Raw genomic sequence first — 23,861 nt, 5'->3', positions numbered from 1 at the left:
CCTGCCACAGCGAACATCATCCATCCGATGACAACCCAACTGCCGTCGCACTACTACGCCACGGAAGTGTTGAAGCCGCCGCGCCCGAAGTCCTCGGGCGAGGTCCGCAACCGCTCCTCCATCGCAGCGGAGATCCGATCGTCCCTGGGCTGCCGTCCGACGAAATCCCAGTACTCGCCGCTGCGACTCTCCGCCACCTCGACGTTGTCATGATCGGCCGCGAGTTCCCGGACAAGCGCACCCAGACCCGTCATCCCGAAGTAGTCACATGCGTCCGCGACCTTCTCCATCCGCTCCGCCGGATGCCACTCCAGCGCCTCGCCAAGACCCTGCTGCATGAACCGTGCGTTGAACCAGTTGAGGTACGCCAGGTGCCGCAGACCGACCGGCTCACTGTCGGCAACAGCCTCACCCTCACGGGACATCCGCCAGAAGAGGTCACAGCTTTCGTTCCAGACCTCGACGCCCACCGCATTGAGCACTGCCGCTCCTCGCATCACCGGCGAAACCGCCGCCCGATCCGTTCATGCAGCCGATCCAGCTCAGCCGACCACGCTTCGATCTCCGCCCCTGCCACAGCGAACATCATCCATCCGATGACAACCCAACTGCCGTTGCAGTAAGGCCACGCTGACTCCGACATATGTCCTGTCGGGCGAAAAATCCGATATGTCGTGGCGCGAAGCGCCCGACATATCGTCCGCGCCGCGCGCCCCGCACGCCTCGCGCCGCGCGCCCCGCACGCCTCGCGCCGCGCGCCCCGCACGCCTCGCGCCGCGCGCCGCGCGCCTCGCGCCGCGCGCCCCGCGCCGCGCGCCCCGCGCCCCGTGCCCCGTGCCCCGCGCGGCGTGCCCCGCGCGGCGTGCCCCGCGCGGCGCGTAGCGCCCTACATGTCGTCCGCGCCCCGCGCGGAACCAGGGGGCCGAACGGCTGTTCTGCGCGATCCGCCCGAGCCGCCACAATCACCCGCAACCGGACGACAGGAGAGGTTGGTGTGGCAGCGGCGACGACACTGCACACGCCCGTGCTGATCGTGGGCGCCGGAACGGTCGGAGCCGTCCTCGCCCTCGAGCTCGCCCACCACGGCGTGCCGAGCACAGTGCTCGACCGCGGCGGAGCCGATGCGACGGCGCTGGAGCACCTCGGCGGGCGGAGCATGGAGCTGCTGCGGCGGCTGGGACTCGCGGCCGCGATCCGGCGCGCGGGCGTCGGCGCCGACGAGGCCACCGACGTCGTGTGGAGCCGCGGCCTCGACCGGCCCCCGGTGCTCGTCGCGGCGCGGCCCTCGGTGAGCCGGCTGGTGCAGCGGTACGCCACGGTCAACGACGGCAGCGCCCCCGCCGAGCACCACCAGCAGATCGCGCGCGGCCCGCTCGGCCAGGTGCTGCGCGCCGCGCTGCGCGGGACCGGGTTCGTCGACCTGCGCGAGGGCTGGGCGTGCACCGGCGTGCGCGCGGACGGCGGCGGGGACGGGGCGACCGTCACGGCCGTCGACCTGCGCGACGGCGTGCAGCACACGATCCGCGCCCGGTACGTCGTGGGCTGCGACGGCCCCCGCAGCACCGTGCGGCGCTGTGCCGGCGTCGGGCTGGAGGGGATGCCGGGGGCGCACACGCAGTACCGTGCCATCCGCTTCCGCAGCAAGGACCTCGCGCTGCACTCGCGCGGGCCCGGGCTGTCCACGCTCGTCGTCGGCGCCCTCACGCTGCGCTCCGACCCCGAGCGGCACGTCTGGGTGGCGCACCTGCCCGTCGCGGCGGGCGAGCCGCTCGACCCCGCGCGGCAGCTGCGCGAGCGGCTCGGCGCCGCGGTCGAGGTGCTCGGCGTGCACGACTGGGACGACGCGCTGCCCGTCGCCCGGGCGTACCGCCGCGGCGCGGTCTTCCTCGCCGGCGAGGCCGCGCACGCGTTCCGCCCGGCCGGGGACGCGGCCGACACGGGCATCGGCGACGCGGTCGACCTCGGGTGGAAGCTCGCCGCCGTGCACCATGGCTGGGGCGGACCCGCGCTGCTGGACAGCTACGAGGCGGAGCGGCGCCCGCGCGCGCTCATGGACCGCGAGCTGCTCGCCCGCGTGCTGGAGACGCGGCGCCGGTTCGCCCGCCTGGCCGCCGCGGGCGCGCCCCGGGACTATCTCGCCGCGTTCCTGCGCCAGGAGCCCGCGCTCGCCGAGGACCCGGGGATGTCCTACGGCGGCCGGTACGCGGCCTCGCCCGTCGTGCGCCACGAGCGCGGCCTCCCGCCGGTCCCGCACGGGCAGCGCATCACGCCGAGCACGTGGCCCGGCGGCCGCCCGCCGGCCGTGCGCCTCGCCGACGGCGGGCAGCTCTTCGACCGGCTCGGGCCGCAGCTCACGCTCGTCGACCTGACCGACGACGCGCGGGGCCGGGGCCTCGCGGGCGTGGCGCGCACCCGCGGCCTGCCGGTGGCGCACCTGCCCGTCTTCGACCCGGCGGTGCGCGCGTGCTGGGGTCGCCGGCTCGTGCTCGTGCGCCCCGACCAGCACGTCGCCTGGCGCGACGACACGGTGCCGGAGGATTGGGACGCGATCCTGGACCACGTCTGCGGCCGGCGGGAGCGCCCGTAAGTCCGGCACTATCGTCGGTATCCGTCTTTTCCGGACATGTGAGTTTTTGTCCGGTACGGTCACGTCGGCGGTGGGGTCCACTGCCGGGGTCGTACGGACGGGGGATTCTTGGTGTTCAGGTTGTTCAGGCGGCGTTCGGAGCGGCGCGGGTCGTCGTGGCCGAACATCGCGCTCGGCCTGCTGGTGCTCGGCGCGTTCGCGGTGGCCACGACGGCGTCGCCGCCGGAGCACGGGACCGCCGCCCCGCGGCTCGCCAGCGTCTCGACGCAGCCGGTGGTGGGCACGGTCAACCCGGCCACGGGCACGGCCGCCGGCGGCACGACGGTCACGATCACCGGCACCGGGTTCACCGGCGCGACGGCCGTGACCTTCAACGGCTCCGACGCCACGTTCACCGTCGACAGCCCGACCCAGATCACCGCCGTCACGCCCGCGGGCCTGGCCGGCCCCGCGACCGTGCAGGTCGCCGTCGGCACGTGTGTCTCGTCGGTCAGCGGCGGCACCTTCACCTACACGCCGGTCATCCCGCCGATCGTGATCCCGCCCCTGCCCCTGCCTCCGATCGCGTCGTCGGTGGCGCCGGGGAGCGGGCCGGCGGCGGGCGGCACCGCCGTGACGATCACCGGGACGTACCTGAGCGGCGCGAGCGGCGTGACCTTCGGCGGCGCCGCCGCCTCGATCACGGCCAACAGCGCCACGTCGATCACCGCGACCACGCCCGCCCACGCGGCCGGCACCGTCGACGTGGCGGTCACGACGCCCTTCGGCACGTCCACCGTGACCAGCAGCTACACCTACACGGCGCCGGGCCCGACGATCACGTCGTTCCTGCCAGACTGGACCAACGTCGCGGGCGGTGCCACCATCACCATCACGGGCACCAACCTGACCGGCACCACCGCGGTGACCTTCGGCGGCGTCCCGGGCACCAACGTCACCGTCCTCAACGCCACCACGGTCACCGTGACGGCGCCGGCGCACTCGATCGGGTTCGTGGACCTGGCCCTGACGACCGCGCAGGGCACGGTCACGGCGGCGAGCCAGTTCGGGTACGACGATGTCGCGGGGGCCGAGAACGCGGGCAAGGTCGACAAGGCCGACAAGGGCGGTAAGAAGGCCGGCCGGGCGGGCAAGGCGCCCGCCCTGAAGAAGGTCTTCTACCAGGCGCCGATCCCGGCCTGCCCGGCCCCGCCCGACGCGCCGAGCCCGGTCACGGCCACCGCCGGCACGTCCTCGATCAGCGTGACCTGGACGGCGGCCACGCCGCACGTCGCGCCGGTCACCGGGTACACCGTCACCGCCTCGCCCGGCCCGGCGACCTGCACCACCCTGGTCACCGACCCGAACCCGCTCAGCTGCGTGCTGGGCGCGACGGCGGGGCAGCAGTACACGGTGTCGGTCGTGGCCAACTCGTCCCTGGGCGCCTCGGAGCCGGCGACGAGCGAGCCGGTCATCCCGGCCGCGCCGGTCCCGCCGTCCGCGCCGCCGGACACCCCGCTGACCCTGACCACGGACAAGGGCGCCATCAGCACCGCCGTGCCGGGTCAGGACATCGTAGTGGTCGGCACCGGGTTCGCCGCCCACTCGACGGCGACGATCACGCTGTACTCCACGCCGCTGACCCTCGTCACCGTCGTCACCGACGGCAACGGCGACTTCAGCAAGCCGGTCACCGTGCCGGCCTCCCTCGCCGCCGGCGTGCACACGCTGGTCGCCCAGGGCGTCGCGCCGTCGGGCAACCCGCGCGCGATGAAGCTGACCGTCACCGTGGCGCCCCGGGCGGCCGCGTCGAGCGGCGGCCTGGCCGTCACCGGCGCGCCCGCCGGCCCGATGGCCCTGGCCGGCCTGGCGATGCTGCTGGCCGGTGCGGTGCTCGTCCGCCCGCGCGTGCGGTTCGGCCGAGCGGCGCGATAGCCCGCGCTCCGCACGAGCATGCCCGTCGCGCCCCGGAGCGAGGTTCGCCTCAGCTCCGGGGCGCTCGGGTCGATTGGGCAGATGTGGAGCGCGCGGAGCCGTTCGTCGACGTCGACGGGGCCGGGCGCATCGTGTCGTGGAACGACGCCGCCGCCCGGGTCACCGGCCGGACCGCCGCCGAGGTCGCCGTCGCCGCCCTGCGGTCCGGCGGGACGGCCCGCATCACGGTCGCCGACCGCGGCATCGGCATCCCGGCCGACCAGCGCCGCCAGGTGCTCTCCTCGTTCCACCGCGCCCACACCGGCCAGGGCTACGCGGGCACCGGCCTGGGCCTGGCGATCGTCCAGCGCGTGGTGGACCGGCACGGCGGGACGATCGGGATCGAGGAGAACCCCGGCGGCGGTACCGTCGTGACGATCAGCCTGCCGCAACCGGACTGAGCACCGGCTGACCGCCCGCGACCCGGGACCGGCCGAGCACCCGCCAGCCGGCGAGGCCCATCGCGGCGAGCATCGGCAGGGTGCCCACGGCGGGCAGGATCGGGGTGTCGTACGGCATGAAGAGCATCCCCGCGTAGCCCACGACCACGGCGGGCACCGTCCACCAGCCCACCACCCCGGCGCGGGCGAGCCCGATGAACGTCACCAGCAGCGCGAGGGAGACCAGCGGCCCCGGGTTGAAGGCGAGCTGCTCCGCCGGGTGTGCGAGCACCTTGTCGGAGACGAGCACCGCCTGCTCGATCGGCAGGTTGCGCCCGATCTCCATGTGGAACCAGTCCGACAGCAGCGCGCCGGACATCTGCAGCAGCCCGAGCGCGCCCGCCAGCGCCCCGGCGACCGTGAGCACCGCGCCGCGGCGCCCGCGCACCAGCAGCGGCACGGCGAGCAGGCCGGCGCCCATCAGCAGGTTGCCGTAGTGCAGCAGCAGCGCCGACAGCTGCGTGGTGAACGGGTCGGCGGCGAGCGAGCGAAGGTAGGAGGCCTTCGTCTCGTCCACCTCGGGCGGGGACGTGGCGAGGCCGGCGAAGAAGCAGGCGGCCCCCGCGAGGAGGGCGGCACCGGCGGCGATCAGCATGACCCGGCGAGCGGGAGAGGTTTCGTTCGTCATGCCCCAGAACGCTAGGGAGATTCGGCGCCGTTCTCTGCCCGCGCGCGTCTCGACTCCCGTCCGCCCCGCGGCGGACGCGGGGCCGTCACCGTGTCCGTCGTACGGCCGACCCGGCGGCTGACCAGCGGCGTCTAGGCTCGCCGCATGAACGCCAAGCTCGTGCCAGGGGGCCTGGCCGCGGCCCTCGCGGTGATCGGCGCGGCCGAGATCCTGCTCGACGAGCAGTTCTCCGCCGCGCCGGCCGCGCCCGCCGCCGCCCTCGCCGCGGTCGTCGGCGGGATGGCGCTGGCCGCGTGGCGGCCCCTCGCCGGGACGGCGCTGGTCGGCCTGGCGTTCCCGATCGCCGTGCTGGGCGGGCTGCACGGGCCGACCGGCGCCGCGGTCCTGGGCTTCGTGGCCGCGCCGGGCTGGGCCGGCTTCCGCGTCGCCCGCTGGTCCTGGCGCGCCCCGCTCGCGCTGCACCTGCTCGCGAGCGCCGGCACCTGGGTCGCGGGCCGGGCGGCCGCCTCCACCGTGTCCGGCCTCGGCGCCCAGGCCTGGGAGAACCTCTTCTTCGGCCTGCTGGCCTGGGGCGCGTGGGGCGGCGGACTGGTCGCGCGGCGGCTGCGCGACCGGGCGGAGCTGCTCGCCCGCCTCAACGCCGCGCTGGACGCCGAGCGCGAGGCCCGCGCGCACGCGGCCGTCGCCGAGGAGCGCCAGCGCATCGCCCGCGACATGCACGACGCCGTCGCGCACTCGATCAGCGTGATGGTCCTGCAGCTCGGCGCCGTGCGCAGCACCCTGCCGGCGGGCACGCCCCAGGCGGAGATGCTCGAGGGGGCCGAGCGGCTCGGCCGGGAGTCGGTGCGGGAGATGCGCGCCCTGGTCGGCCTCCTGCGCGACCCGGCGGCGCCGGAGCCGACCCTCGCCCGCGCCGAGGAGCTCGTCGGCGAGGTCCGCGCGGCCGGGCTCCCGGTCACCCTGACCGTCGAGGGCGACCTGGCCGGGCTGCCGAGAACCCTCGACATCTCGGCCTACCGGGTGCTGCAGGAGGCGCTGACCAACGTCCTGCGCCACGCCGGCCCGGTGCCGACCACGGTGCTGCTGCGCCGGGAGCCGGAGCGGGTCTCGCTCCTCGTCGACAACGAAGCCGGGCACGGTACCGCCGAGGCCTCCGCCGGCTTCGGGCTGCTCGGCATGCGGGAGCGGGTCGCGGCGTCCTCGGGCACGCTGCGCGCGGGGGAGCGGCCGGGCGGCTTCACCGTCGAGGCCGAGTTCCCCCTGGTGCTCGCGTGATCCGCGTCGTGGTCGCCGACGACGAGGCGATGATCCGGGCCGGGCTGCGCATGCTGCTGGACCACCAGCCCGACATCGAGGTCGTCGGGGAGGCCGCGGACGGCCCGGCCGCGCGGGCCGAGGTGCGCCGCAGCGCCCCCGACGTGGTGCTGCTGGACGTCCGCATGCCCAAGGGCGACGGCATCGAGGCCGCCCGGCACATCCTGGCCGAGTCGGCCGCGCGGGTCATCATCCTCACCACGTTCGACGAGGACGAGGCGGTGCGGGCGGCCCTGCGCGCCGGGGTGAGCGGCTTCCTGCTCAAGGTCGCCCCGCCCGAGCAGCTGGTGCACGCCGTGCGCACGGTCGCCGCCGGGCAGGCGCTGCTCGATCCCGCGGTCACGCTGCGGGTCATCGAGTCGTATGCGGGGGCGCCGGTGGCCGATCCGCGGGCGGCCGCCCGGCTGGCCGAGCTCACCGAGCGCGAGGCCGACGTGCTGCGGCTCGTCGCGCGCGGGCAGTCCAACGCCGAGATCGCCGCGACCCTCTTCCTGGGCGAGGCGACCGTGAAGACGTACGTGTCGCGCATGCTGACCAAGCTCGGCCTGCGCGATCGGGTGCAGGCGGTTGCATTCGCGTATGAGAGCGGGCTCATACGCCCTGGCGGCGGCTGATTGCTTGACTCCCCGGGTCGTGCGCCGATGTCGGGGCATGGCCGAGACCAGGGTCGACCCCGCGGACCGCGACGCGGTGCTCGAGGCGACGATCGCGCAACACCCCGGCGCGTTCATCGGCGCCGTCGGGCCCACCGGGCTGTTCGTCGATCTGCCGGAGGAGCTGCGCGACGCCGGGCTGCGCCCGATCGACGGGCCGGCCTCGGCGCTCGGGCTCGCCCTGCCCGAGGACCACACCGCCATCATCGACGCCTGGCACCGGCTGCTCGGCGAGGGCGTCGCCAACTGCCGGTTCCGTCCGCGGTCCCAGCCCGACCGCCCGGCCCGGCTCCATCTGATCGACGTCTCCCACCGGTACGACGTCATCGTGTTGATCCTCACGGACCTTGACGGCGTCAGCGTGCTCGAGCACGAGGAGATCCGCCCGCGGCTGGTCACCATGCGCAAGGACCCGACCGCCGTCATCCTCGACGCGGACCCGCAGATCCATCGGGTGCTCGGCTGGAGCGCGGCCGAGCTGGCCGGGCGCCGCTCGCTCGACCTCGTGCACCCCGACGACCACCAGCGGGCCATCGCCGGCTGGATGGACCTGCTCGCGGCCCCGGCCGGGGAGGCGCGGCGGATCCGGCTGCGGCACCTGCACCGCGACGGGCGGGTCATCTGGTTCGAGATCACCAACCACAGCCTGCTGCACGGGGCCGAGCCGTGCGTGCTCGCCGAGATGCTCGACATCACCGACGAGATGGCCGCCGAGGAGGCGCTGCGGGCCAGCGAGCAGCTGCTGCGCCGGCTCACCGAGGCGCTGCCCATGAGCGTGGTGCAGATCGACGCGCGGCGGCGGGTGGTGTACCAGAACGCGCGCGGCGCCCGCATGGTGGGCACCGAGGTCGGGGGCGAGCTCGGCGCGGCGGCCCTGGACCCGGTGGTCCCCGCGGACCGGCCCATGGTCGGCGCGGCCCTCGTGCGCGTGCTGCGCGACGGCACCGACGCCGACATCGAGTACGGCTACCGCGACCCCCGCCTCGGCCTGCGCCGGGCCAGCGCGAAGGCCCGCGCGCTCACCACCGCCGACGGGCGCGTCGCCGGCGCGGTCATCTGCCTCGCCGATGTCACCGAGGAGGTACGCCTGCGCGAGGAGCTGCAGCGGCGCGCCGCCTTCGACGAGCTGACCGGCTGCCGCAACCGGGCCGCGACCCTCACGGCGCTGTCCGAGGCGCTGGCCACCGCCGAGCACGGCACCGCCGCCGTGTTCGTGGACCTCAACGACTTCAAGCTCGTCAACGACCGCTACGGCCACGCCGCCGGCGACCGCATGCTCGCCCACGTCGCCCACGTGCTGCGCGGCGCGGTCCGCGACGTGGACGTGGTCGGCCGCCTCGGCGGCGACGAGTTCGTGGTGGTGTGCCGCGACGTGCCGCGCCTGGAGCAGGCCCAGGACATCGCCCTGGCCCTCGGGGCGGCGCTGGAGTCCGCGCCGCTGGACATGCGGGGCGCGATCCTGCGGCCGCGGGCCAGCATCGGGGTGGCCTGGACGCGCCCGGGCGGCCTGGACGCCGACGCCCTCATCGCGCACGCGGACAAGAAGATGTACGAGGCGAAGCACGGGCTGCACCCGCTCCCGCGCTTCCGCCCGACGGTGTTTCCCTAGGTCTCGGTGCGGGCGGTGAGGCGCTCGTAGCGTTGCCGGGCCGCCTGCGGGCTGCCGAGGCCGAGACTGAGCGCGATGTCCTGCCAGCTCATGCCGCGGTCCCGGGCGGTCTGCAGGAGGTACACCTCCGTGATGTCCATTTCCGCGCGCACGTCCGGCAGCAACGTCAGCGCCGCGACCAGGTCGGACTCGTCCAGCGCCGGCTCCCCGGGCGCGGGCGGCACCGACCCGGCCGCCATGGCCGCCGCAAGGCGCACCACCTCGTGCGGCGCCGCCACCTCCGCATGCACGTGCCGCGCACGCAACTGCGGCGATCCCGCGTGCCGCGACGTCAGATGGGCAAGCGCCGAGTACACCCGCTCGGCCCGCCGCGCCCCCGGATCCGGCCGCTCCAGCAGTTCGCTCATGCCGCCAGGCTAGCAACGAATTGTTTTCAACACAATGTTCAATGGTAGACCGGGCGGTATGCGGATCGCGGCGCGGTACAACGGCCCACCCGGCTCGGGCAACGGCGGCTACAGCGCGGGCCTGGTCGCCACCCGGCTCGGCCTCGCCCCCGCGGAGGTGACCCTGCGCCGCCCGCCGCCGCTCGAGACCGACCTGACGCTCGCCGGCGGCCGCGCGATGCACGGCGACGAGCTCATCGCCGAGGCCCGGCCCGCACCGGGAGAGAAGCCGGATGTCGTACGGCCGGTGACCCTGGACGAGGCCGCCGAGGCGACGAAGCGCTACGCGGGCCTGCACGGCCACCCGTTCCCGACGTGCTACGTGTGCGGCACCGAGCGCGCCGACGGCCTCGGCCTGCTGCCCGGCCCCGTCTCCGGCGACCGCACCGCCACCCCGTGGCACGTGCCCGCCGACGTCGCCGAGGTCACCATGTGGGCCGCGCTGGACTGCCCCGGCGGCTGGTCGGTGATCGCCGAGGGGCGGCCGTATGTCCTGGGCCGCCTCGCCGTGTGGATCGACGCCGTCGCCGAGCCCGGCGACACCTGCGTCGTCATGGGGCAGTACGTGGGCGGCGAGGGTCGCAAGGCCCAGGCACTGTCCACTGTGTACGACTCGTCCGGCACCCCGCTCGCCGTGGCCCGGGCCACCTGGATCGCCCTATAGGGGCCGCTGCCACGACCCGTGCAGCGCGGTGAACGCCAGCGGCCGCCCGTCCAGCGCGAGCAGGTAGGCGGCCGTCTCCACCGGCGCCGGCTCCCGCAGCCGCGCCGCGATCCCCGGGAAGACGTCCGCCGTCTCCTGCGAGAGCCAGTGCCCCGGCAGGGCCCGCACCCGCTCCGCGAACGCGGCGCGGGCCGGCTCCGGCACGTAGCCGACGACCGCCGTGTGCAGCACCACCAGCGTCGCCCCGGCGGGCGCCTCGGCCGCGAGCGCGTCGAGCGGTTCGTTCAGGTCGCCGCGGTGGATCGGGGGCGGGTCCCGCCGGGCGATCCCCACGGCCGCGTCGAGCCGCGCCAGCCGGTCGGTCTGCTCCGGCCACACGAGCATCCGCAGCCACCGCACGTCGTCGTCATCGGTGACGTCCAGCGGGTTCAGGTCGATCCCGGCCCGCCACGCCACCGTGACCGGGGCCACGGACGGCGCCGGCCCGTCGACGCGGCAGCGCAGCACCAGCCCCGCGTCCGGCGCGCCGCCCCGGGTCACGCCGCCGTCGTTGCCGGTGTACTCGTAGCCGTACCGATCCGGCAGCAGGCACAGCCCCGCCGAGGCGCCCACCTCCAGCAGGGCCAGGGGCTGCGGCAGCGAGGCCAGCGCCGGGTAGAGCCCCGCACAGCGCCCCGGCTCGTTCGTCTGCGTCCGCCGGGCCAGCATCACCGCGAAGACCTCGTCGCGCCGGTCGAACACGATCTCGCGCAGCCGCTCGTACCCGTCCGGCGTCCCCGCGACCAGCCGCACCGCCGCGAACAGCAGGTTGGGTTGCCGCTTGGCCGGCGGCAGCCCCTCCAGCGCCCCGAGCATCTCCCGGTCCTGCGCCACGGCCAGCCCCAGCCGCTCGTAGAGCGGCGAGCTCCCGCGCGCCATCGCCGTCGCGAAGTACCGGTACTCCTCGGCCGTACCCTCCAGGCTCATGCCTCCGAGGCTAGACCAGCCATTGCCGCGCTCGCGCATTTAATCCATTGCCGGACTCCCATTTCCCGCGTACTGTTGTCAACGTCGAACCGCACCGGAACAAGTCGCCGAAGGAGGAGCCCGAGATGAACACGCGATCCATGATTGTCACCCCGGCTCCCCGACCGCATACCATTCCGGCGATCCGTCCCACGGGCCGGTGGCGAGGGTAGGCAAACCAGCCTCCACCTCGGCCGCCCGCCCCGCACAGGGACCCGGGCGGTTTTTTCTTGCGCAATTCTTTCCCGCCCTTTTCCGGGCGCGTGCATTCACTATTCGGAAACGACCGGCGCGGTGACCGGACCTGGCCTGGGACCAGGAAGTGCGGGGTTCGACTCCCCGGTTTCCGACGATGCCGATCTTCGGCTCCATCCCGTCGCGGCCTGCGTGGTAGAGGCGCCTCGCTGATAACGAGGAGACAGTTGGTTCGACTCCAACCGACGGGACTTCGCCCCGGTAGCTCAGCGGAAAGAGCAGCGGCCTACGAAGCCGCGTGCCGCAGGTTCGAATCCTGCTCGGGGTGCGGTGACCATGGTGTACGGGTCCGTGCACACCAGATTGTGGCTCTGGAGGTTCGGGTTCGACTCCCGATGGTCACCCTCATACCCTCGTGGCTCAGTTGGACGAGAGCGCCGGCATGCGGGGCCGGAGGCCGCAGGTTCGAATCCTGCCGGGGGTGCGTCAGTCGGCGAGGTCGCCGAGCCACCGCAGGGCGCGCAGGCCGGGGATGAAGGCGTACTCCCCGCCGCGGGTGACGACGAACTGCGGGAGACCCTCCAGGCGGCGGCGGACCGGCCGCCGCGGGATGGTGAAGTCGGCGTGCTCCGGCCCGTGCCGCCCGGCGATCGGGTCGCGGGCCCCGTCCGCGCCGAAGAAGACCCCGTCGTTGATCCACTCCGACTGGACGAACTCGAACTGCCGCCCCAGGTGCGCGCCGACGAACGCGAACATGATGCCCCGGTCGGCCCCGTCGTCCTCGGCGACGCCTTCGGGCAGGGGCGGGCCGTAGACGGTACCGCGGCGGATCATGCGGTGCAGCCGGGGTTCGCCGGCGACAGCGCTGTCGCGGGGATTGGTGCGCCGGATGTGGCTGCCGCCGGGCGTCACGTAGCCGGTCGGGTCGTCGGCGTACCCGAACGCGTTGCGCCGCCGCGGGTCGCCGCCCAGCGCCGGGTCGTCGCGGTGCGGGCTGAGCGCGAGCGGCGCGCCGCTGCGCCAGCGCCCCATGAGCTTGGCGGCCAGCAGGGCCTCGTCGCCGTCCGTCGTGGCCTGCTCGGCGAGGTACCGGCGGAACGCCGCGACGCGCTGGTGGAGCTTGCGGAAGGCGACGTAGCTGCCGTTGCGGCCCAGGACCTCCGGCTCGACGCGCTGGGTGCCGCCGAGCTCGTCGGGGTAGCCCAGGACGAACTCGCCCGCCTTGAGCGGCGGCTCGAGCGGGTTGGAGCCGGGGACGCCGCTGCCCTCGACGGCCGGGTGGCTCACGCCGTCGCGGTAGCCGAACGGCTCGGTCTCGGCCGGCAGCGTGTGACAGTCCTGCCGCCAGATCGCGGTCACGCCGGGCAGCGCGGCCGCGGCCGGGCGGGCCCGCTCGAGGGCCGCGTCCCGCCGGTCGCGGTCGGGCGCCACCACGGTCAGCACCACGTGGACGTCGGGCGAGCCCAGCGGCGGCTCCCAGTGCTCGGGTGCGCTGTCGCCGGTGTCGCCGAGCGCCGCCGCCCGGGCCGTCATCCCCTGGCGGAACTCCCACGCGAACGTGTCGAGCGAGCGTTGCGGCAGGCCGAGCGCGCGCAGGCCGTGGTAGGTGACCGCGACCGTGACCGACGTGTCGCCCAGCGGGTGGGTCCCGTCCGCCCCCGTCACGACCCCGGCCGCGCGGCGCAGGAGCCGCCGGCCGTCGGCCCGGCCGTCGATGCGGAACAGCAGATATGTCGCCGCGTACGGGGTGGGGCGGGGCATCAGGACCCCGCGCTGGATGTCGTGCAGCTCCAGGCGTACGGCGGCCGGGTTCATGACCGCCGCGGCGGTTCGGTGACCACGTTGCGCCAGAAGCGGCGCAGGCTGTCGTCGGCGCCGAAGAGCGTGCTGAAGATCGTCGAGTCGGCGACGAGCACGTCCGCGGCCCGCGCGTCGCGGGGCGGCATCCACAGCAGCGAGTTGAACTCGGTGTTGCCCGCCTCGACGAACGGGTGCGGCCGCGAGGTGTCGATGGGCTGGCGCGCCAGCACCCGCACCGCGCCGGGCTCGCTGCCGGTGACGGCGTAGTGCGGCAGGTGCTGGTGGAAGTTGAAGCCGGTGACCCCGTCGAGCCAGCCCCGCTCGTCGAGGTCCGCGTCGATGGACAGCGGGGCGATGCCGTCACCGTCGCGGACCGCGGGTCGCAGGCCCCACCGGTTCTCCACCGGCACCCCGAGCCCGGCCATGAGGGAGCGGGTGTATCGGCCGAACCGCTGCTGGCGGGGCACCAGCGGGTCCCCGTGATGGTGGTACTCGACGTCGCGGCGGGCCAGATCCTCAGTCGCGCCGACGTCGTGGTGCGGCCCGAGCACGAGCCGCGCCTCCGGCCGGGTCAGGAACTGCCGCAACGCCCCGACCTCGGCGTCGGTGGCCTCCTGGTCGGTCACCATGTGATCGAGGCCGAACACGAGCAGCACGTCGGTGTCGGCCAGCACCCGCTCGTCCAGCGGCGCGGAGACGCCCGCCTGGTCGATGCGCTGGTACACCGCGACCGGATGCCCGGTGACCTCCAGCGCGAACTGCTGGAACGGCTCCCAGGCCAGGAAGAACAGCTCCAGCGAGCCGGCGATGCCCTGCTGGTACCGGCCGGGGTCGGACCACTGCGGGTCCTCGTAGGCGGGCCAGGCGACACGGCGGACCTCGGTCATCGTCGAGAACCGGTTGTCCAGCCCGGCCGGGTCCCGGCTCGCCTCGGCCGGATAGCTCCAGGCGACGTAGATGCTGACCCGGCGCCCTGCCCCCGCCGGCCGCGGCTGGTGGCGCTGGTTGTAGGTCCGGGCGGTGCTCCACGGTTGCATCGGGCACTCCGGCGCTACTGCAGCTGGTCGAGCATGGTGGAGAACGCGTCCTTGACCCGCAGCGCGCGCTTGATCTCGTCGGTGGTCACGTACGGGTACTCGCCGTATTCCAGGAAGCTTGGGCAGTGGTGCTCCCGCACGAACCGCACGAACGCCTCCGGGTTGGTGCGCCAGTCCTCGGGGAAGCCCTCGAGGTTCTCGAACGCGGTGTCGACCCCTGCCTTGCTGAACAACGCGACGGCGTCCTCGGTGTACTTGTCGAAGTCGGTGTCGAAGATGCCCTGGTACATGAACCGCGTGTCGCCGTCGAACAGCACCCAGCGCAGGTAGTGCAGCTTCAGCGGCGCCAGCAGGTACGGGTCGGCCTCCAGCGCCGCCGCCAGCGTCTGCCCGTACACGCGCATCGCCTCCGCCCTTCCCGGCTTGAGCGTCGCGATGATCGTGAAGCCGTAGCACGCCGGGGTGCGCGGATACACCGGGCCGTACTTACCCTGGGGCAGGTGGCTCGGGTCCGCAGGGAGTACCACGGCCTCGGGCTTGAGCTGCATGCCTCAACTGTGCCGCCGGGCCACTCGCCGAGTCGCCACCCGCCAGGGATGGCAGTCCTCCGGCCGAGGGGGTGCGCCGGACTGCCTCCCTCGGCCCGGCTTTCTTGATTGCGAGGCCAGCCTGCTCGGCCCCGGGTTTTACGCGTCTCCTTCGCGCACCCGCCACCGCGACCGGTTCGCGCGTCTGCGCGTTCGTGCGTTTGCGCGTTCGTCTCGGGCAGTTTGCGCGTTTGCGCGTTTGCGCGTTCGTCTCCGGCGGTTCGCGCGTTTGCGCGTTTGCGCGTTCGTCTCCGGCGGTTCGCGCGTTTGCGCGTTTGCGCGTTCGTCTCGGGCAGTTCGCGCGTTTGCGCGTCCGCCTCAAGCGGGTTGCGCGTTCGCTCACCCCTTGCTGTTCGAACCACCACTCCAGCGGGCGATATCCTCATCAGTGATCGCGGCCGGCTGCTCGGCCAGCTGCGTGACCCGGATATCGTTGCCGAACGGGTCACGGAACGCGCAGTCGGTGCCGTAGGGCTGAACCTCCACATCCTGCGTAAACTCCACCCCGCGCCCCTTGAGGGTGTCGTAGACGGCCCGGCAGTCGTCGGTGGTGAGGATCGCCGCGGTGCCGAGCGCACCCTTGGTGAGCAGATCGCGCACCTGCGCCGCCGTCTCCTCGCTCATCGAAGGCGGCCCAGGCACCTCGAGCAGCAACTGCCGGCCGGGGTCGGACGGCAGCGAGATCGTGAGCCACCGCATGAAGCCCATGTCGACGTCCTCGTCAACCTGGAACCCGAGCTTGCCGACGTAGAAGTCGAGCGCCTCGTCCTGATCGAGCACCCGCACGGTCGTGATCGTGATCGTGTTGAACATGCCCTCACCGTACGGGCGCCACCGACCCGGGCGCTTCGCCAAACCTGATCAGTCGCATCCGGGCCCGCGTTCACCCGACGCCGGACGGAGCCCCGGCAGGCCTCACTCTTTGCATACGCCTCGCACCCGGGCCCGCGGTCACCCCACGCCGGACGGGGTCCCGGCAGTCCTCACTCTCTGCATACGCCTGTCGCGTGCGTGGCGGCCGGCGACGACGTGCCGTGGGAGTTCGTCGCGCGCGTTTCGGGTGTCGAGGTCCTGGTCGCGGGCATTGCGGTCCCGGCCTTTTCGACGAGGCCGACGGGTCGCAGCCAGGCCTTGACGAAACACACGGGCGCGCGGGCGACGAGTCCCCGATCGCGGTATTGCGAAGGTGCCACGCCCACGATCGCCCGGAACGCGCGGCTGAACGCGCCGAGACTGTCGAACCCGACCCGCAGCCCGACCTCGGTCACGGCGCTGCGCGGGTCGCGCAACAGCGCCATGGCCCGCTCGATCCGCCGCCGCTGCAGATAGTGGTGCGGCGTCTCCCCGAACGTGGCCCGAAACGTGCGGCTGAAGTGCCCCTCGGACATGTGCGCCAGCCGGGCGAGCGCGGGCAGATCGAGCCGCTGCGCATAGTCCCGGTCCATCGCGTCACGAGCACGCAGCAGCCGCCGGTTCTGGTTCTCCGCCGCCGACATCACCACGCCGTCGACCTTAGCGTCCCACTCACGCGTTGGGGCTTCCCGATGAGCGCCGACAGCAATCCGAAGGTCGCGATGAGCCCCGCCGCGTGCAGTGACCGTTCGTGCCGCTCCCGCTGCACGCATGTCCAATTCGGCACCCGCAACGCGAGCGACCGCGCACGAACCGCCTCCGCCGCGTACAAACGCACGCCCATCAGTGACGCTTGCGGACTATCCGCCCGCAGTGCACGAATGCGCGTCGGTCGGTGGTGCCTGCGCATTCGCGCACAGCTCTGCGCGAATGCGCGACCGGCGACGGTGGCTGTGCGGACGGACGACGCCGTGCGGGTTTTATGCGCGCAGGGCGGCCGCGCCGGGGAAGACCGCGCGGGGGCCGAGTTCCTCCTCGATGCGAATCAGGCGGTTGTACTTGGCGGTGCGATCCGAGCGCGAGACGGAGCCGGTCTTGATCTGGCCGCAGCCGGTGGCGACGGCGAGATCCGCGATCGTGGTGTCCTCGGTCTCGCCGGAGCGGTGGGACATCACCACGCGGTACCCGGCGCGCCGTGCGGTGTCCACCGTGGACAGTGTCTCGGTCAGCGTGCCGACCTGGTTGACCTTCACCAGGATCGCGTTCGCGCAGCCGGTGTCGATGCCGGCCTGCAAACGGGCCGCGTCGGTGCAGAAGACGTCGTCGCCGACGAGTTGAACAGTCGCGCCTGCGCGTTCGGTCAGGGAGCGCCAGCCGGGCAGGTCGTCCTGGGCCATGGGGTCTTCGATGGAGACGATCGGGTACCGCTGCAGCAGGCCGGACAGGTAGGCGATGTGCTCCTCGACGGATCGGCTCACGCCCTCGCCGGCGTAGTCGTACGCGCCGGACTTGAAGAACTCCGACGCCGCCGGATCCAGGCAGATCGCGATGTCCCGGCCCGGCTCGTAGCCGCTCGCCGCGATCGCCTCCGTCACGAACGTGAGCGCCTCGTCGGCGGTCGTGAACTGGGGCGCGAACCCGCCCTCGTCGCCGACGTTGGTGTTGTGGCCGGCGGCGGCGAGCGCCCGGCGCAGCGTGTGGAAGACCTCCGAGCCCATGCGCACGGCCTCGAAGAACGTCGCGGCGCCGACCGGGGCGATCATGAACTCCTGGAAGTCGAGCGGATTGTGAGCGTGGGCGCCGCCGTTCACGATGTTGATCATAGGGAGGGGGAGACGGGTGGCCTCGTCTCCGCCGAGCGACCGGTAGAGCGGCAGGCCGCGCGCGGCGGCCGCGGCCCGGGCCGTGGCCAGGGAGATTCCGAGGATCGCGTTGGCGCCGAGGCGGCTTTTGCCGGCGGTACCGTCGCAGGAAATCAGGGCGGCGTCGACTCCGGACTGGTCCTCGGCGTCGAGGCCCCGCACGGCGGCCGCGAGCGGTCCGGCGGCGTTGGCGACCGCGGCCGCGACTCCCTTGCCGTGGAAGCGTTCCGGGTCGCCGTCGCGCAGCTCGACCGCCTCGGCGGCGCCGGTCGAGGCGCCCGAGGGCACCGCGGCGCGGCCGAGCGAGCCGTCGGCGAGGCGGACGTCGACCTCGACCGTCGGGTTGCCGCGGCTGTCGAGGATCTGGCGGGCGGTGATCGCCTCGATGACTGTCATGGGCTCGCATCCTGGCAGCTCAGAGCCCATGCGCGCGACGCGATGACGGTCACCTTGACCCGGACCCCAGGGTGCGGGTTTATCGTCTGGGGAATGCGCGTGGGTGAGCTCGCGCGGCGCTCGGGCACCACCATACGTGCGCTGCGGTACTACGAGTCGTTGGGCCTGGTCGTCCCGCGCCGGACGGCGAACGGGTATCGCGAGTACGAGCCCATCGCCGAACGGCTCGTCGTGCAGATCCGCGAGCTGACCGCGCTCGGCCTGAGCGTGGAGGAGACCAGGCCTTTCGTCGAGAGCCTGGCGGCCGGCGCCGACGAGTCGGACGTGTGCGCGGCGGCCTTGGCGACGTACCGCAGTGCGATCTCCGGCCTGCAGTCGCGCATCGGCCAGCTGACCGCCCAGCGCGACGCCCTGGAGGCTCGCCTAGCCGTAGTGAACGTCACCGGAAACCCGGATCTTGACCTCGCGCCGAGTGACCCTGCCGACCTCGTGGGCCGCGCGCTGCCGAGCGTGTCGGTGTTCGCCACGAACGGCGAGTCCGTCGACTTCGCCACGCTCGGCCCCGGCCGCACGATTCTGTTCGTGTACCCGCTGACCGGCCGCCCCGGCGTCGACCTGCCCGACGGCCTGCTGGAGATCCCGGGCGCGCGCGGCGGCACCGAGCAGGCGCGCTGGTTCCGCGACCACCACGGCGAGTTGCTGGGCGCGGGGGCCGCGCGCGTGTACGGCCTGTCCGCGCAGTCGCTCACCTACCAGCAGGAGCTCGCGCATCGTCTCCGCCTGCCGTACCCGCTGGTCCCCGACCCGCGCCTCGTGCTCGCGACGGCCTTGGGCCTGCCGACGTTCACGGCGGCCGGCATGACCCTGTACCGCCGGCTGACCCTGATCGTCACCGACGGCCGTGTCGAGCACGTCTTCCACCCGATCCCGGCCCCGTCAACCCACGCGAACGAGGTTCTGCGCTGGCTGAACCGCTCCCGGGCCCCACGCTGACGCTCGCCCACCGCTGCACGCTCGCGCACGGCACTGCACGCACCGCGTACTCGCGCATCGCATTGCGCACTCGCGCACCGCGTTGCACGTTCGGGCGCCGCACCGCGCACTCGCGCACCGCGCTGCGCGTTTGCGCACGGCGCCGCGCACTCGCGCACCGCGTTGCACGTTCGCGCGCCGCACCGCACGATTGCGCACCGCACTGGGCCGCGTTGCACGTTCGCGCACGGCGCCGCGCAGTCGCGCACCGCGCTGCGCGTTTGCGCACCGCGTTGCACGTTCGCGCGCCGCACTGGGCCGCGTTGCACGTTCGCGCACGGCGCCGCGCAGTCGCGCACCGCACCGCGCTGCGCGTTTGCGCACCGCGTTGCACGTTCGCGCGCCGCACCGCACGATTGCGCACCGCACTGGGCCGCGTTGCACGTTCGTGCACCGCGCCGTGCACTCGCGCGCCGCACCGCACCGCACTGTGGCGGGGACCGCGCGGCCAACGCCCGACACCGCTGGCATTTCGTACCGGCGGTGCCGGACGCGCCGGGCGGCCCGTACTGCCGTTCGAATCGTTACGGTCGCGGAAGATAGCGACCATGCGACGCGGGATTCGCGAGCGTGCGTACGCCGGGACCGTGCGGCGGGCTCTGCGATCCGAGAAAGCCCGCCCTGCGCCGGTGCACTGCGTTGGCCATGACGAGTGTGAGCACGAACGTCGTGCACATCGGGAGCATCGCCTGCAGGCCCTTGAACGTGTCGCCGGAAAACCAGGGCGGATCGGCGATCCCCGCGCGAAGGCGCCACACGCTGAACAGTAAACGCCAGTCCGCGGCGACCGGTCGAGCGGCGATAGCGTAGACCACAGACGTCAGTTCGAGCGTGGCGAGGCCCCCGGCCACGAGGACCGCCACGGCGGTGCCGGTGTGCCCGCGCCGGACGAGTACGGTGATCGCGGCGCCGAGTGCGAGCATCGCCGCGCACCAGCACAGCGTGGACAGCAGCGTGCCCGATCGCGACTCGCCGAGGATGTCGCCGGCGATGGGCAGGTTCGCGATGACCAGGATTCCCGCGGTCGACGACGCCGGTACGGTCAGCACCGGTGCCACCAAGTGATGCTGGCGGGGCATCGGCAGCGTCAGCGCGACGATCGCCCCGCACACCGCCAGCACGCTCAGCACGATCGGCACGTTGAGGAGCGCGGGACCGACGTCGTGCCCGGCGTCTTTCGCGTACGTTGTTCCGAGCATGAGCGCGCAGACCGCCAGGAGCAGCGCGGTGAGGCCGAATCCGAACGGTGCGGCGGTGAGCCAGGCCAGCCGGCGAAGCTGCGGGCGGGTGCGGGCCCACGTCCAGGTCGCCGCCCGCTCGGTCAGTGCGGACCGGCCGACGTCGGCGATGTCGCGCCACGGCCGCGTCGAGTGTGCGAGCAGGTCGGTGAGCTCGGCGCCGTAGCGGTCGCGGATCGGCGCCGGGTACATCGCCATGGCGAGGCGGATCAACGTCGCGCGCATCAGGCCGTCGCCAATCGTCGCAGGCCGGTGCTGGCCATTGAGCGAATGCGCACGAGTTCTGCCTGCAACGCCTGCGCGCCCTGGTCGGTCAGGCGGTACGGCTTGCGGCGGTCTTCCTCCGGCAGTTGCTCGATCAACCGCTGCTCCTCCAGGCGCCGGATGGCGCCGTAGAGCGTGCCCGGGCCCGGTCGCTCGCCCGTCAATGCGGCGATGTCCTCCTGCATCGCATAGCCGTGCTTGGCGCCCTCGGCCAGGCTGATCAGGATCAACAACGCCGGCTCGGAGAACCTGCCGAGCTGCGACAGTCCGGTCACACGTTCCTCCAAGTTGCTACGTCAGACGTAGCATCGCAGGACGTAGTAACCTCGTCAATCCCGCTGCCTGCGAAGACGGCACCAACTCTCACGCCGCGCTCAGAGGAGGCTTTGTGGCAAGTCGCGGCGGATGATGTCGATTACGTGGGTACCTCGTTCGTATGGGGGTCATGACGAACGTGAACGTACTGCTCGACGGGCTGAAGCTCGTCGAATCCCCGCGCTGGCACGATGGGCGGCTCTGGTTCTGTCACTGGGGGGCCGGGGAGGTCATCGCGGTCACGCCCGAAGGAGTGCACGAAGTCGTACCGCTGGATTCGGCCGTCGACCCGCACACGATCGGGTGGTTGCCGGACGGGCGGCTGCTGGTGGTACCGAAGAATCCGGAAACGCTCGGAAGGCTGCTGCGGCGCGAGGACGATGGCGCCATGGTCGCGCACGCTGACCTGTCGGAACTTCCAGGAGGGTGCAACGAGCTCGTGGTCGACGGGCGCGGCAATGTCTATGTGAACAGCGTCGGGTTTGCGTTTCTGGACTTTATCAAGAGCGTCGATCTGAGTGATCCGCGGTCGCTGACCGAGCGGGCCGGCTACGAGCCCGGGTTCATCGCGCTGATCCGGCCCGACGGCACCGTGGTGCGGCAGGAGCACGACCTCGCGTTTCCGAACGGGATGGCGATCACGCCCGACAATCGCACGCTCATCGTGTCGGAATCGTTCACCGGGACGCTCACGGCGTTCGACATCGCGGATGACGGTACGCTCAGCAACCGCCGCGTGTTCGCCGACGGAATCGGGCCCGACGGCATCTGCCTCGACGCGGACGGTGCCGTGTGGACGTCGAGCGGCGGCAACGAGGCCGTGCGGGTGGCCGAGGGCGGCAAGGTCCTCGACCGCGTCGAGCTGGATCGGGCGCCGTTCGCCGTGATGCTGGGCGGCGAGGACGGTCGCACGCTGTTCATCTGCGCGGCGAAGTGGGACCCGCAGGATCCGTTCGGCGCGCGGACCGGCCGAATCCTCGCCACACCGGCCCCGGCCCCGCACGTCGGCTGGCCCTGATCCGCGTCCGAGCGGACAAGCCTGCGGTGATCGGTTCGGACGTGATCGTTCTCCGGGCTCCGCACGTCGGCTGGCCCTGATCCGCGTCCGAGCAGACGAAGGCTGCGGTGATCGGTTCGGACGTGATCGTTCTCCGGGCCCCGCACGTCGGCTGGCCCTGATCCGCGTCCGAGCGGACAAGCCTGCGGCGATCGGTTCGGACGTGATCGTTCTCCGGGCTCCGCACGTCGGCTGGCCCCGATCCGCGTCCGAGCAGACGAAGGCTGCGGCGATCGCCCGCACGTCGGCTGGCGCACATGGTGGGTGCCCATCGGATGAGCCCCCATCACCTGATCCGGGGCGAGGTGGAGCGCGACCAGCTCGGACCGGGTCCGCGTCTGGAACAGGTAGTGCAGCCTCGGAGCAGAGTGCCGGCGTGAGCGATCGTTACACTGCGCGAGTGGTGTCCATCCGGGTCGAAACGATCGTCAACGCGCATCCGGACGTGGTGTGGGACGCGATCGCCGATGTCGGCAACGTGCACCGGCGGCTGCTGCCAAGCCGCGTTGCCGATGCGCGGATCGACGGGGACGAGCGCATTCTGACGATGCCCGACGGCACCGAGGTGCGCGAGCTGATCGTCGCCGTCGACCACGAGCAGCGCCGCATGGCCTACTCGGTGCAAGGGCCCGGGCGGATGGTCCTCGCCCACCACCACGCGGCCTTCCAGGTCTTCGGCGACGGCGGCGGCGCACGGCTCGTGTGGACGACCGACGTGCTGCCGCACGACCGCGAGGCGGCCGTGCGGGCGAGGGTTGAGCGCGGTATCGAGGAGATGCGCGCGGTGCTGGAGCGTCCGACGGTCTGACCAGCCGGCCGCACGACCGCGAGGCGGCCGTGCGACCGCGAGGCGGCCGTCCGGGCGCGGCATCGAGGAGATGCGCGCGGTGCTGGAGCGTCCGACGGTCTGACCAGCCGGTCGCACGACCGCGAGGTGGTCGCACGACCGCGGCATCGACGAGATACGCGCGATGCTGGGGCGTGGGACGGTGCCCGCCCGGCCCGGGTCGACAGAAGGCACGTCGTGGCGCCCATCGGTACCATGCAAGCCATGGACGTGTTCGCGCCGTATGCCGGAACGCTGCTCCTGCCCGACAAGGCCCCGTTCGGCCGCGAGTCCCCGGTCACGCTCGCCGACGGCCGCCCCGTCGCCACGATCCGCTGGCACAACTGGTCGATGCGGGCCCGATACGAGATCCTGCACCCGGCCGGCGGCGCCGTCCTCGCCGCCGGTCATCGGGAGGGCTTCGGCGGGCGCAACTACTACCTCACCGACGCGCGCCAGCAGATGCTCTTCCATCTGCGGCTCAGCTTCTGGGGGCCCAACCGCACCAGCGCGCTCAGGCTCGCGAACGGCCGCGCCCTCACCACCCGCGGCAACTGGACGTCCCGCCGCTTCACCGTCACCGACGAGCGGAACCGCCCCGTCGCCCAGCTCGTGAACAACAGCCGCATCCTGTCCCTGCGCCCCGACGGGCTGGCCTTCGAGCTCCAGGCGCCGGTGCTGTCCATCGTGCAGGCCATCGGGCTCGCCCAGTCCATGCGCGCGGCGATCGAGGCCCAGCGCAGCTCCAGCGCGGCCGCGGGGGGCTAGGCCGAAGCGTCCACAATGGACCGGACGGGGTCAACGCACGACGCTGAAGCCGCTCAGCCCCTCGGCCGGCTCGTCGTGGGCCTCGACGCCGCTCACGTGCGCGTCCGGCGGCCCCTCGCCGGCCCAGGCGAGCAGCGCCGCGACCGGCTCCTCGCCGCCCTCGAACACCGCCTCGACCCGCCCGTCGGGGAGGTTGCGCACCCACCCGGCCACCCCGCACCGCTGTGCGACCTGGCGGCAGGTCTCGCGGAAGAAGACGCCCTGCACCCGGCCCGAGACCAGCACCCGTTTACGGATCACCCTCCGACCGTACCCGGGAGCGGCCGGGCCGGG

24 protein-coding genes and 4 tRNA genes are annotated in these 23,861 nt (G+C 73.2%); 15 read left to right on the top strand and 13 right to left on the bottom strand.

Going from position 1 to position 23,861, the window contains the following annotated elements; translation table 11 throughout:
• Positions 1-53: 53 nt before the first annotated feature.
• On the bottom strand, positions 54-482 hold the full coding sequence (locus AC6JBM_RS28390; RefSeq protein ID WP_497977104.1) for a hypothetical protein: 429 nt from the start codon (positions 480-482) through the stop codon (positions 54-56).
• Between the two features lie 512 nt (positions 483-994).
• On the opposite strand from AC6JBM_RS28390, the gene AC6JBM_RS28385 reads away from it, so the two are divergent.
• The 3 genes from AC6JBM_RS28385 (at position 995) to AC6JBM_RS28375 (ending at position 4,941) form a co-directional block, all read left to right on the top strand.
• Entirely contained in the window at positions 995-2,587 is a 1,593-nt protein-coding gene (locus AC6JBM_RS28385) for an FAD-dependent monooxygenase (protein ID WP_497977103.1), read from the top strand.
• Between the two features lie 111 nt (positions 2,588-2,698).
• Positions 2,699-4,501 carry an IPT/TIG domain-containing protein gene (locus AC6JBM_RS28380; RefSeq protein ID WP_497977102.1) on the top strand — a complete coding sequence of 601 codons (1,803 nt, stop codon included), beginning with the start codon at positions 2,699-2,701 and terminating at the stop codon, positions 4,499-4,501.
• Positions 4,502-4,584: 83 nt separating this feature from the next.
• Positions 4,585-4,941, top strand: coding sequence for a sensor histidine kinase (locus AC6JBM_RS28375; protein WP_497977101.1), 357 nt, complete (start codon positions 4,585-4,587; stop codon positions 4,939-4,941).
• On the opposite strand, the gene AC6JBM_RS28370 is transcribed toward AC6JBM_RS28375, so the two are convergent.
• Positions 4,919-5,608: a hypothetical protein gene (locus AC6JBM_RS28370; RefSeq protein WP_497977100.1), complete on the bottom strand. Its 690-nt coding sequence runs from the start codon at positions 5,606-5,608 to the stop codon at positions 4,919-4,921. The two genes, AC6JBM_RS28375 and AC6JBM_RS28370, sit on opposite strands and share 23 nt — an antisense overlap.
• A 144-nt stretch (positions 5,609-5,752) precedes the next feature.
• On the opposite strand from AC6JBM_RS28370, the gene AC6JBM_RS28365 reads away from it, so the two are divergent.
• Genes AC6JBM_RS28365 through AC6JBM_RS28355 form a run of 3 tightly spaced genes read left to right on the top strand, consistent with a single transcriptional unit; the run spans position 5,753 to position 9,184 of the window.
• On the top strand, positions 5,753-6,883 hold the full coding sequence (locus tag AC6JBM_RS28365; RefSeq protein WP_497977099.1) for a sensor histidine kinase: 1,131 nt from the start codon (positions 5,753-5,755) through the stop codon (positions 6,881-6,883).
• The gene (locus AC6JBM_RS28360) at positions 6,880-7,536 is read left to right on the top strand and encodes a response regulator (RefSeq protein WP_350624876.1); all 657 of its coding nucleotides are present in this window, start codon (positions 6,880-6,882) and stop codon (positions 7,534-7,536) included. Before AC6JBM_RS28365 ends, AC6JBM_RS28360 begins: the two co-directional genes overlap by 4 nt.
• Positions 7,537-7,573: 37 nt before the next feature.
• Positions 7,574-9,184, top strand: a complete 1,611-nt coding sequence (locus AC6JBM_RS28355; protein ID WP_497977098.1) for a diguanylate cyclase — start codon at positions 7,574-7,576, stop codon at positions 9,182-9,184.
• On the opposite strand, the gene AC6JBM_RS28350 is transcribed toward AC6JBM_RS28355, so the two are convergent.
• The gene (locus AC6JBM_RS28350) at positions 9,181-9,591 is read right to left on the bottom strand and encodes a DNA-binding protein (RefSeq protein ID WP_497977097.1); all 411 of its coding nucleotides are present in this window, start codon (positions 9,589-9,591) and stop codon (positions 9,181-9,183) included. The two genes, AC6JBM_RS28355 and AC6JBM_RS28350, sit on opposite strands and share 4 nt — an antisense overlap.
• A 58-nt stretch (positions 9,592-9,649) precedes the next feature.
• Between AC6JBM_RS28350 and AC6JBM_RS28345 the strand changes: the two genes are divergently transcribed.
• The gene (locus AC6JBM_RS28345; RefSeq protein ID WP_497977096.1) at positions 9,650-10,294 is read left to right on the top strand and encodes a hypothetical protein; all 645 of its coding nucleotides are present in this window, start codon (positions 9,650-9,652) and stop codon (positions 10,292-10,294) included.
• On the opposite strand, the gene AC6JBM_RS28340 is transcribed toward AC6JBM_RS28345, so the two are convergent.
• Positions 10,289-11,260: a DUF2332 domain-containing protein gene (locus AC6JBM_RS28340; protein WP_497977095.1), complete on the bottom strand. Its 972-nt coding sequence runs from the start codon at positions 11,258-11,260 to the stop codon at positions 10,289-10,291. The two genes, AC6JBM_RS28345 and AC6JBM_RS28340, sit on opposite strands and share 6 nt — an antisense overlap.
• A gap of 411 nt (positions 11,261-11,671) precedes the next feature.
• On the opposite strand from AC6JBM_RS28340, the gene AC6JBM_RS28335 reads away from it, so the two are divergent.
• The 4 genes from AC6JBM_RS28335 (at position 11,672) to AC6JBM_RS28320 (ending at position 11,978) form a co-directional block, all read left to right on the top strand.
• Positions 11,672-11,745: transfer RNA gene (locus AC6JBM_RS28335), tRNA-Ile, on the top strand.
• A 4-nt stretch (positions 11,746-11,749) separates the two neighbouring features.
• Positions 11,750-11,822, top strand: a tRNA-Arg gene (locus AC6JBM_RS28330).
• Positions 11,823-11,824: 2 nt separating this feature from the next.
• Positions 11,825-11,898, top strand: a tRNA-His gene (locus tag AC6JBM_RS28325).
• A gap of 5 nt (positions 11,899-11,903) precedes the next feature.
• Positions 11,904-11,978, top strand: a tRNA-Arg gene (locus AC6JBM_RS28320).
• 2 nt (positions 11,979-11,980) lie between these two features.
• On the opposite strand, the gene AC6JBM_RS28315 is transcribed toward AC6JBM_RS28320, so the two are convergent.
• From AC6JBM_RS28315 to eno, 6 genes are all read right to left on the bottom strand, one after another.
• Positions 11,981-13,309: a Dyp-type peroxidase gene (locus AC6JBM_RS28315; protein WP_497977094.1), complete on the bottom strand. Its 1,329-nt coding sequence runs from the start codon at positions 13,307-13,309 to the stop codon at positions 11,981-11,983.
• The gene (locus tag AC6JBM_RS28310) at positions 13,306-14,331 is read right to left on the bottom strand and encodes a hypothetical protein (RefSeq protein ID WP_497977093.1); all 1,026 of its coding nucleotides are present in this window, start codon (positions 14,329-14,331) and stop codon (positions 13,306-13,308) included. Before AC6JBM_RS28310 ends, AC6JBM_RS28315 begins: the two co-directional genes overlap by 4 nt.
• 14 nt (positions 14,332-14,345) lie before the next feature.
• On the bottom strand, positions 14,346-14,879 hold the full coding sequence (locus tag AC6JBM_RS28305) for a hypothetical protein (protein ID WP_497977092.1): 534 nt from the start codon (positions 14,877-14,879) through the stop codon (positions 14,346-14,348).
• 378 nt (positions 14,880-15,257) lie between these two features.
• Entirely contained in the window at positions 15,258-15,731 is a 474-nt protein-coding gene (locus AC6JBM_RS28300) for a VOC family protein (RefSeq protein WP_497977091.1), read from the bottom strand.
• 170 nt (positions 15,732-15,901) lie between these two features.
• The gene (locus AC6JBM_RS28295) at positions 15,902-16,414 is read right to left on the bottom strand and encodes a helix-turn-helix domain-containing protein (RefSeq protein WP_497986542.1); all 513 of its coding nucleotides are present in this window, start codon (positions 16,412-16,414) and stop codon (positions 15,902-15,904) included.
• Positions 16,415-16,750: 336 nt separating this feature from the next.
• Positions 16,751-18,028: a phosphopyruvate hydratase gene (gene eno, locus AC6JBM_RS28290; protein ID WP_497977090.1), complete on the bottom strand. Its 1,278-nt coding sequence runs from the start codon at positions 18,026-18,028 to the stop codon at positions 16,751-16,753.
• Positions 18,029-18,121: 93 nt separating this feature from the next.
• Between eno and AC6JBM_RS28285 the strand changes: the two genes are divergently transcribed.
• Positions 18,122-19,021, top strand: coding sequence for a MerR family transcriptional regulator (locus AC6JBM_RS28285; protein WP_497977089.1), 900 nt, complete (start codon positions 18,122-18,124; stop codon positions 19,019-19,021).
• 563 nt (positions 19,022-19,584) lie between these two features.
• Here the strand turns inward: AC6JBM_RS28285 and AC6JBM_RS28280 are convergent.
• Together AC6JBM_RS28280 and AC6JBM_RS28275 are read right to left on the bottom strand one after the other, a co-directional pair.
• Positions 19,585-20,523 carry a hypothetical protein gene (locus AC6JBM_RS28280; protein ID WP_497977088.1) on the bottom strand — a complete coding sequence of 313 codons (939 nt, stop codon included), beginning with the start codon at positions 20,521-20,523 and terminating at the stop codon, positions 19,585-19,587.
• Complete coding sequence (locus tag AC6JBM_RS28275; protein ID WP_350626463.1) at positions 20,523-20,837, bottom strand: PadR family transcriptional regulator; 315 nt, start codon at positions 20,835-20,837, stop codon at positions 20,523-20,525. The genes AC6JBM_RS28280 and AC6JBM_RS28275 overlap by 1 nt, the downstream gene beginning before the upstream one ends.
• Positions 20,838-20,998: 161 nt before the next feature.
• On the opposite strand from AC6JBM_RS28275, the gene AC6JBM_RS28270 reads away from it, so the two are divergent.
• From AC6JBM_RS28270 to AC6JBM_RS28260, 3 genes are all read left to right on the top strand, one after another.
• Positions 20,999-21,895, top strand: a complete 897-nt coding sequence (locus AC6JBM_RS28270) for an SMP-30/gluconolactonase/LRE family protein (RefSeq protein ID WP_497977087.1) — start codon at positions 20,999-21,001, stop codon at positions 21,893-21,895.
• A gap of 439 nt (positions 21,896-22,334) precedes the next feature.
• Positions 22,335-22,742 carry an SRPBCC family protein gene (locus AC6JBM_RS28265; RefSeq protein ID WP_497977086.1) on the top strand — a complete coding sequence of 136 codons (408 nt, stop codon included), beginning with the start codon at positions 22,335-22,337 and terminating at the stop codon, positions 22,740-22,742.
• A gap of 243 nt (positions 22,743-22,985) precedes the next feature.
• Positions 22,986-23,528, top strand: coding sequence for an LURP-one-related family protein (locus AC6JBM_RS28260; RefSeq protein WP_497977085.1), 543 nt, complete (start codon positions 22,986-22,988; stop codon positions 23,526-23,528).
• 30 nt (positions 23,529-23,558) lie between these two features.
• Here the strand turns inward: AC6JBM_RS28260 and AC6JBM_RS28255 are convergent, their stop codons facing one another.
• The gene (locus AC6JBM_RS28255; protein WP_497977084.1) at positions 23,559-23,828 is read right to left on the bottom strand and encodes an acylphosphatase; all 270 of its coding nucleotides are present in this window, start codon (positions 23,826-23,828) and stop codon (positions 23,559-23,561) included.
• Positions 23,829-23,861: the final 33 nt, after the last annotated feature.

Source organism: Dactylosporangium thailandense (assembly GCF_059739745.1).
The sequence above is the reverse complement of the archived record's forward strand: the minus strand, read 5'-3'. Positions and strand labels throughout refer to the sequence as shown.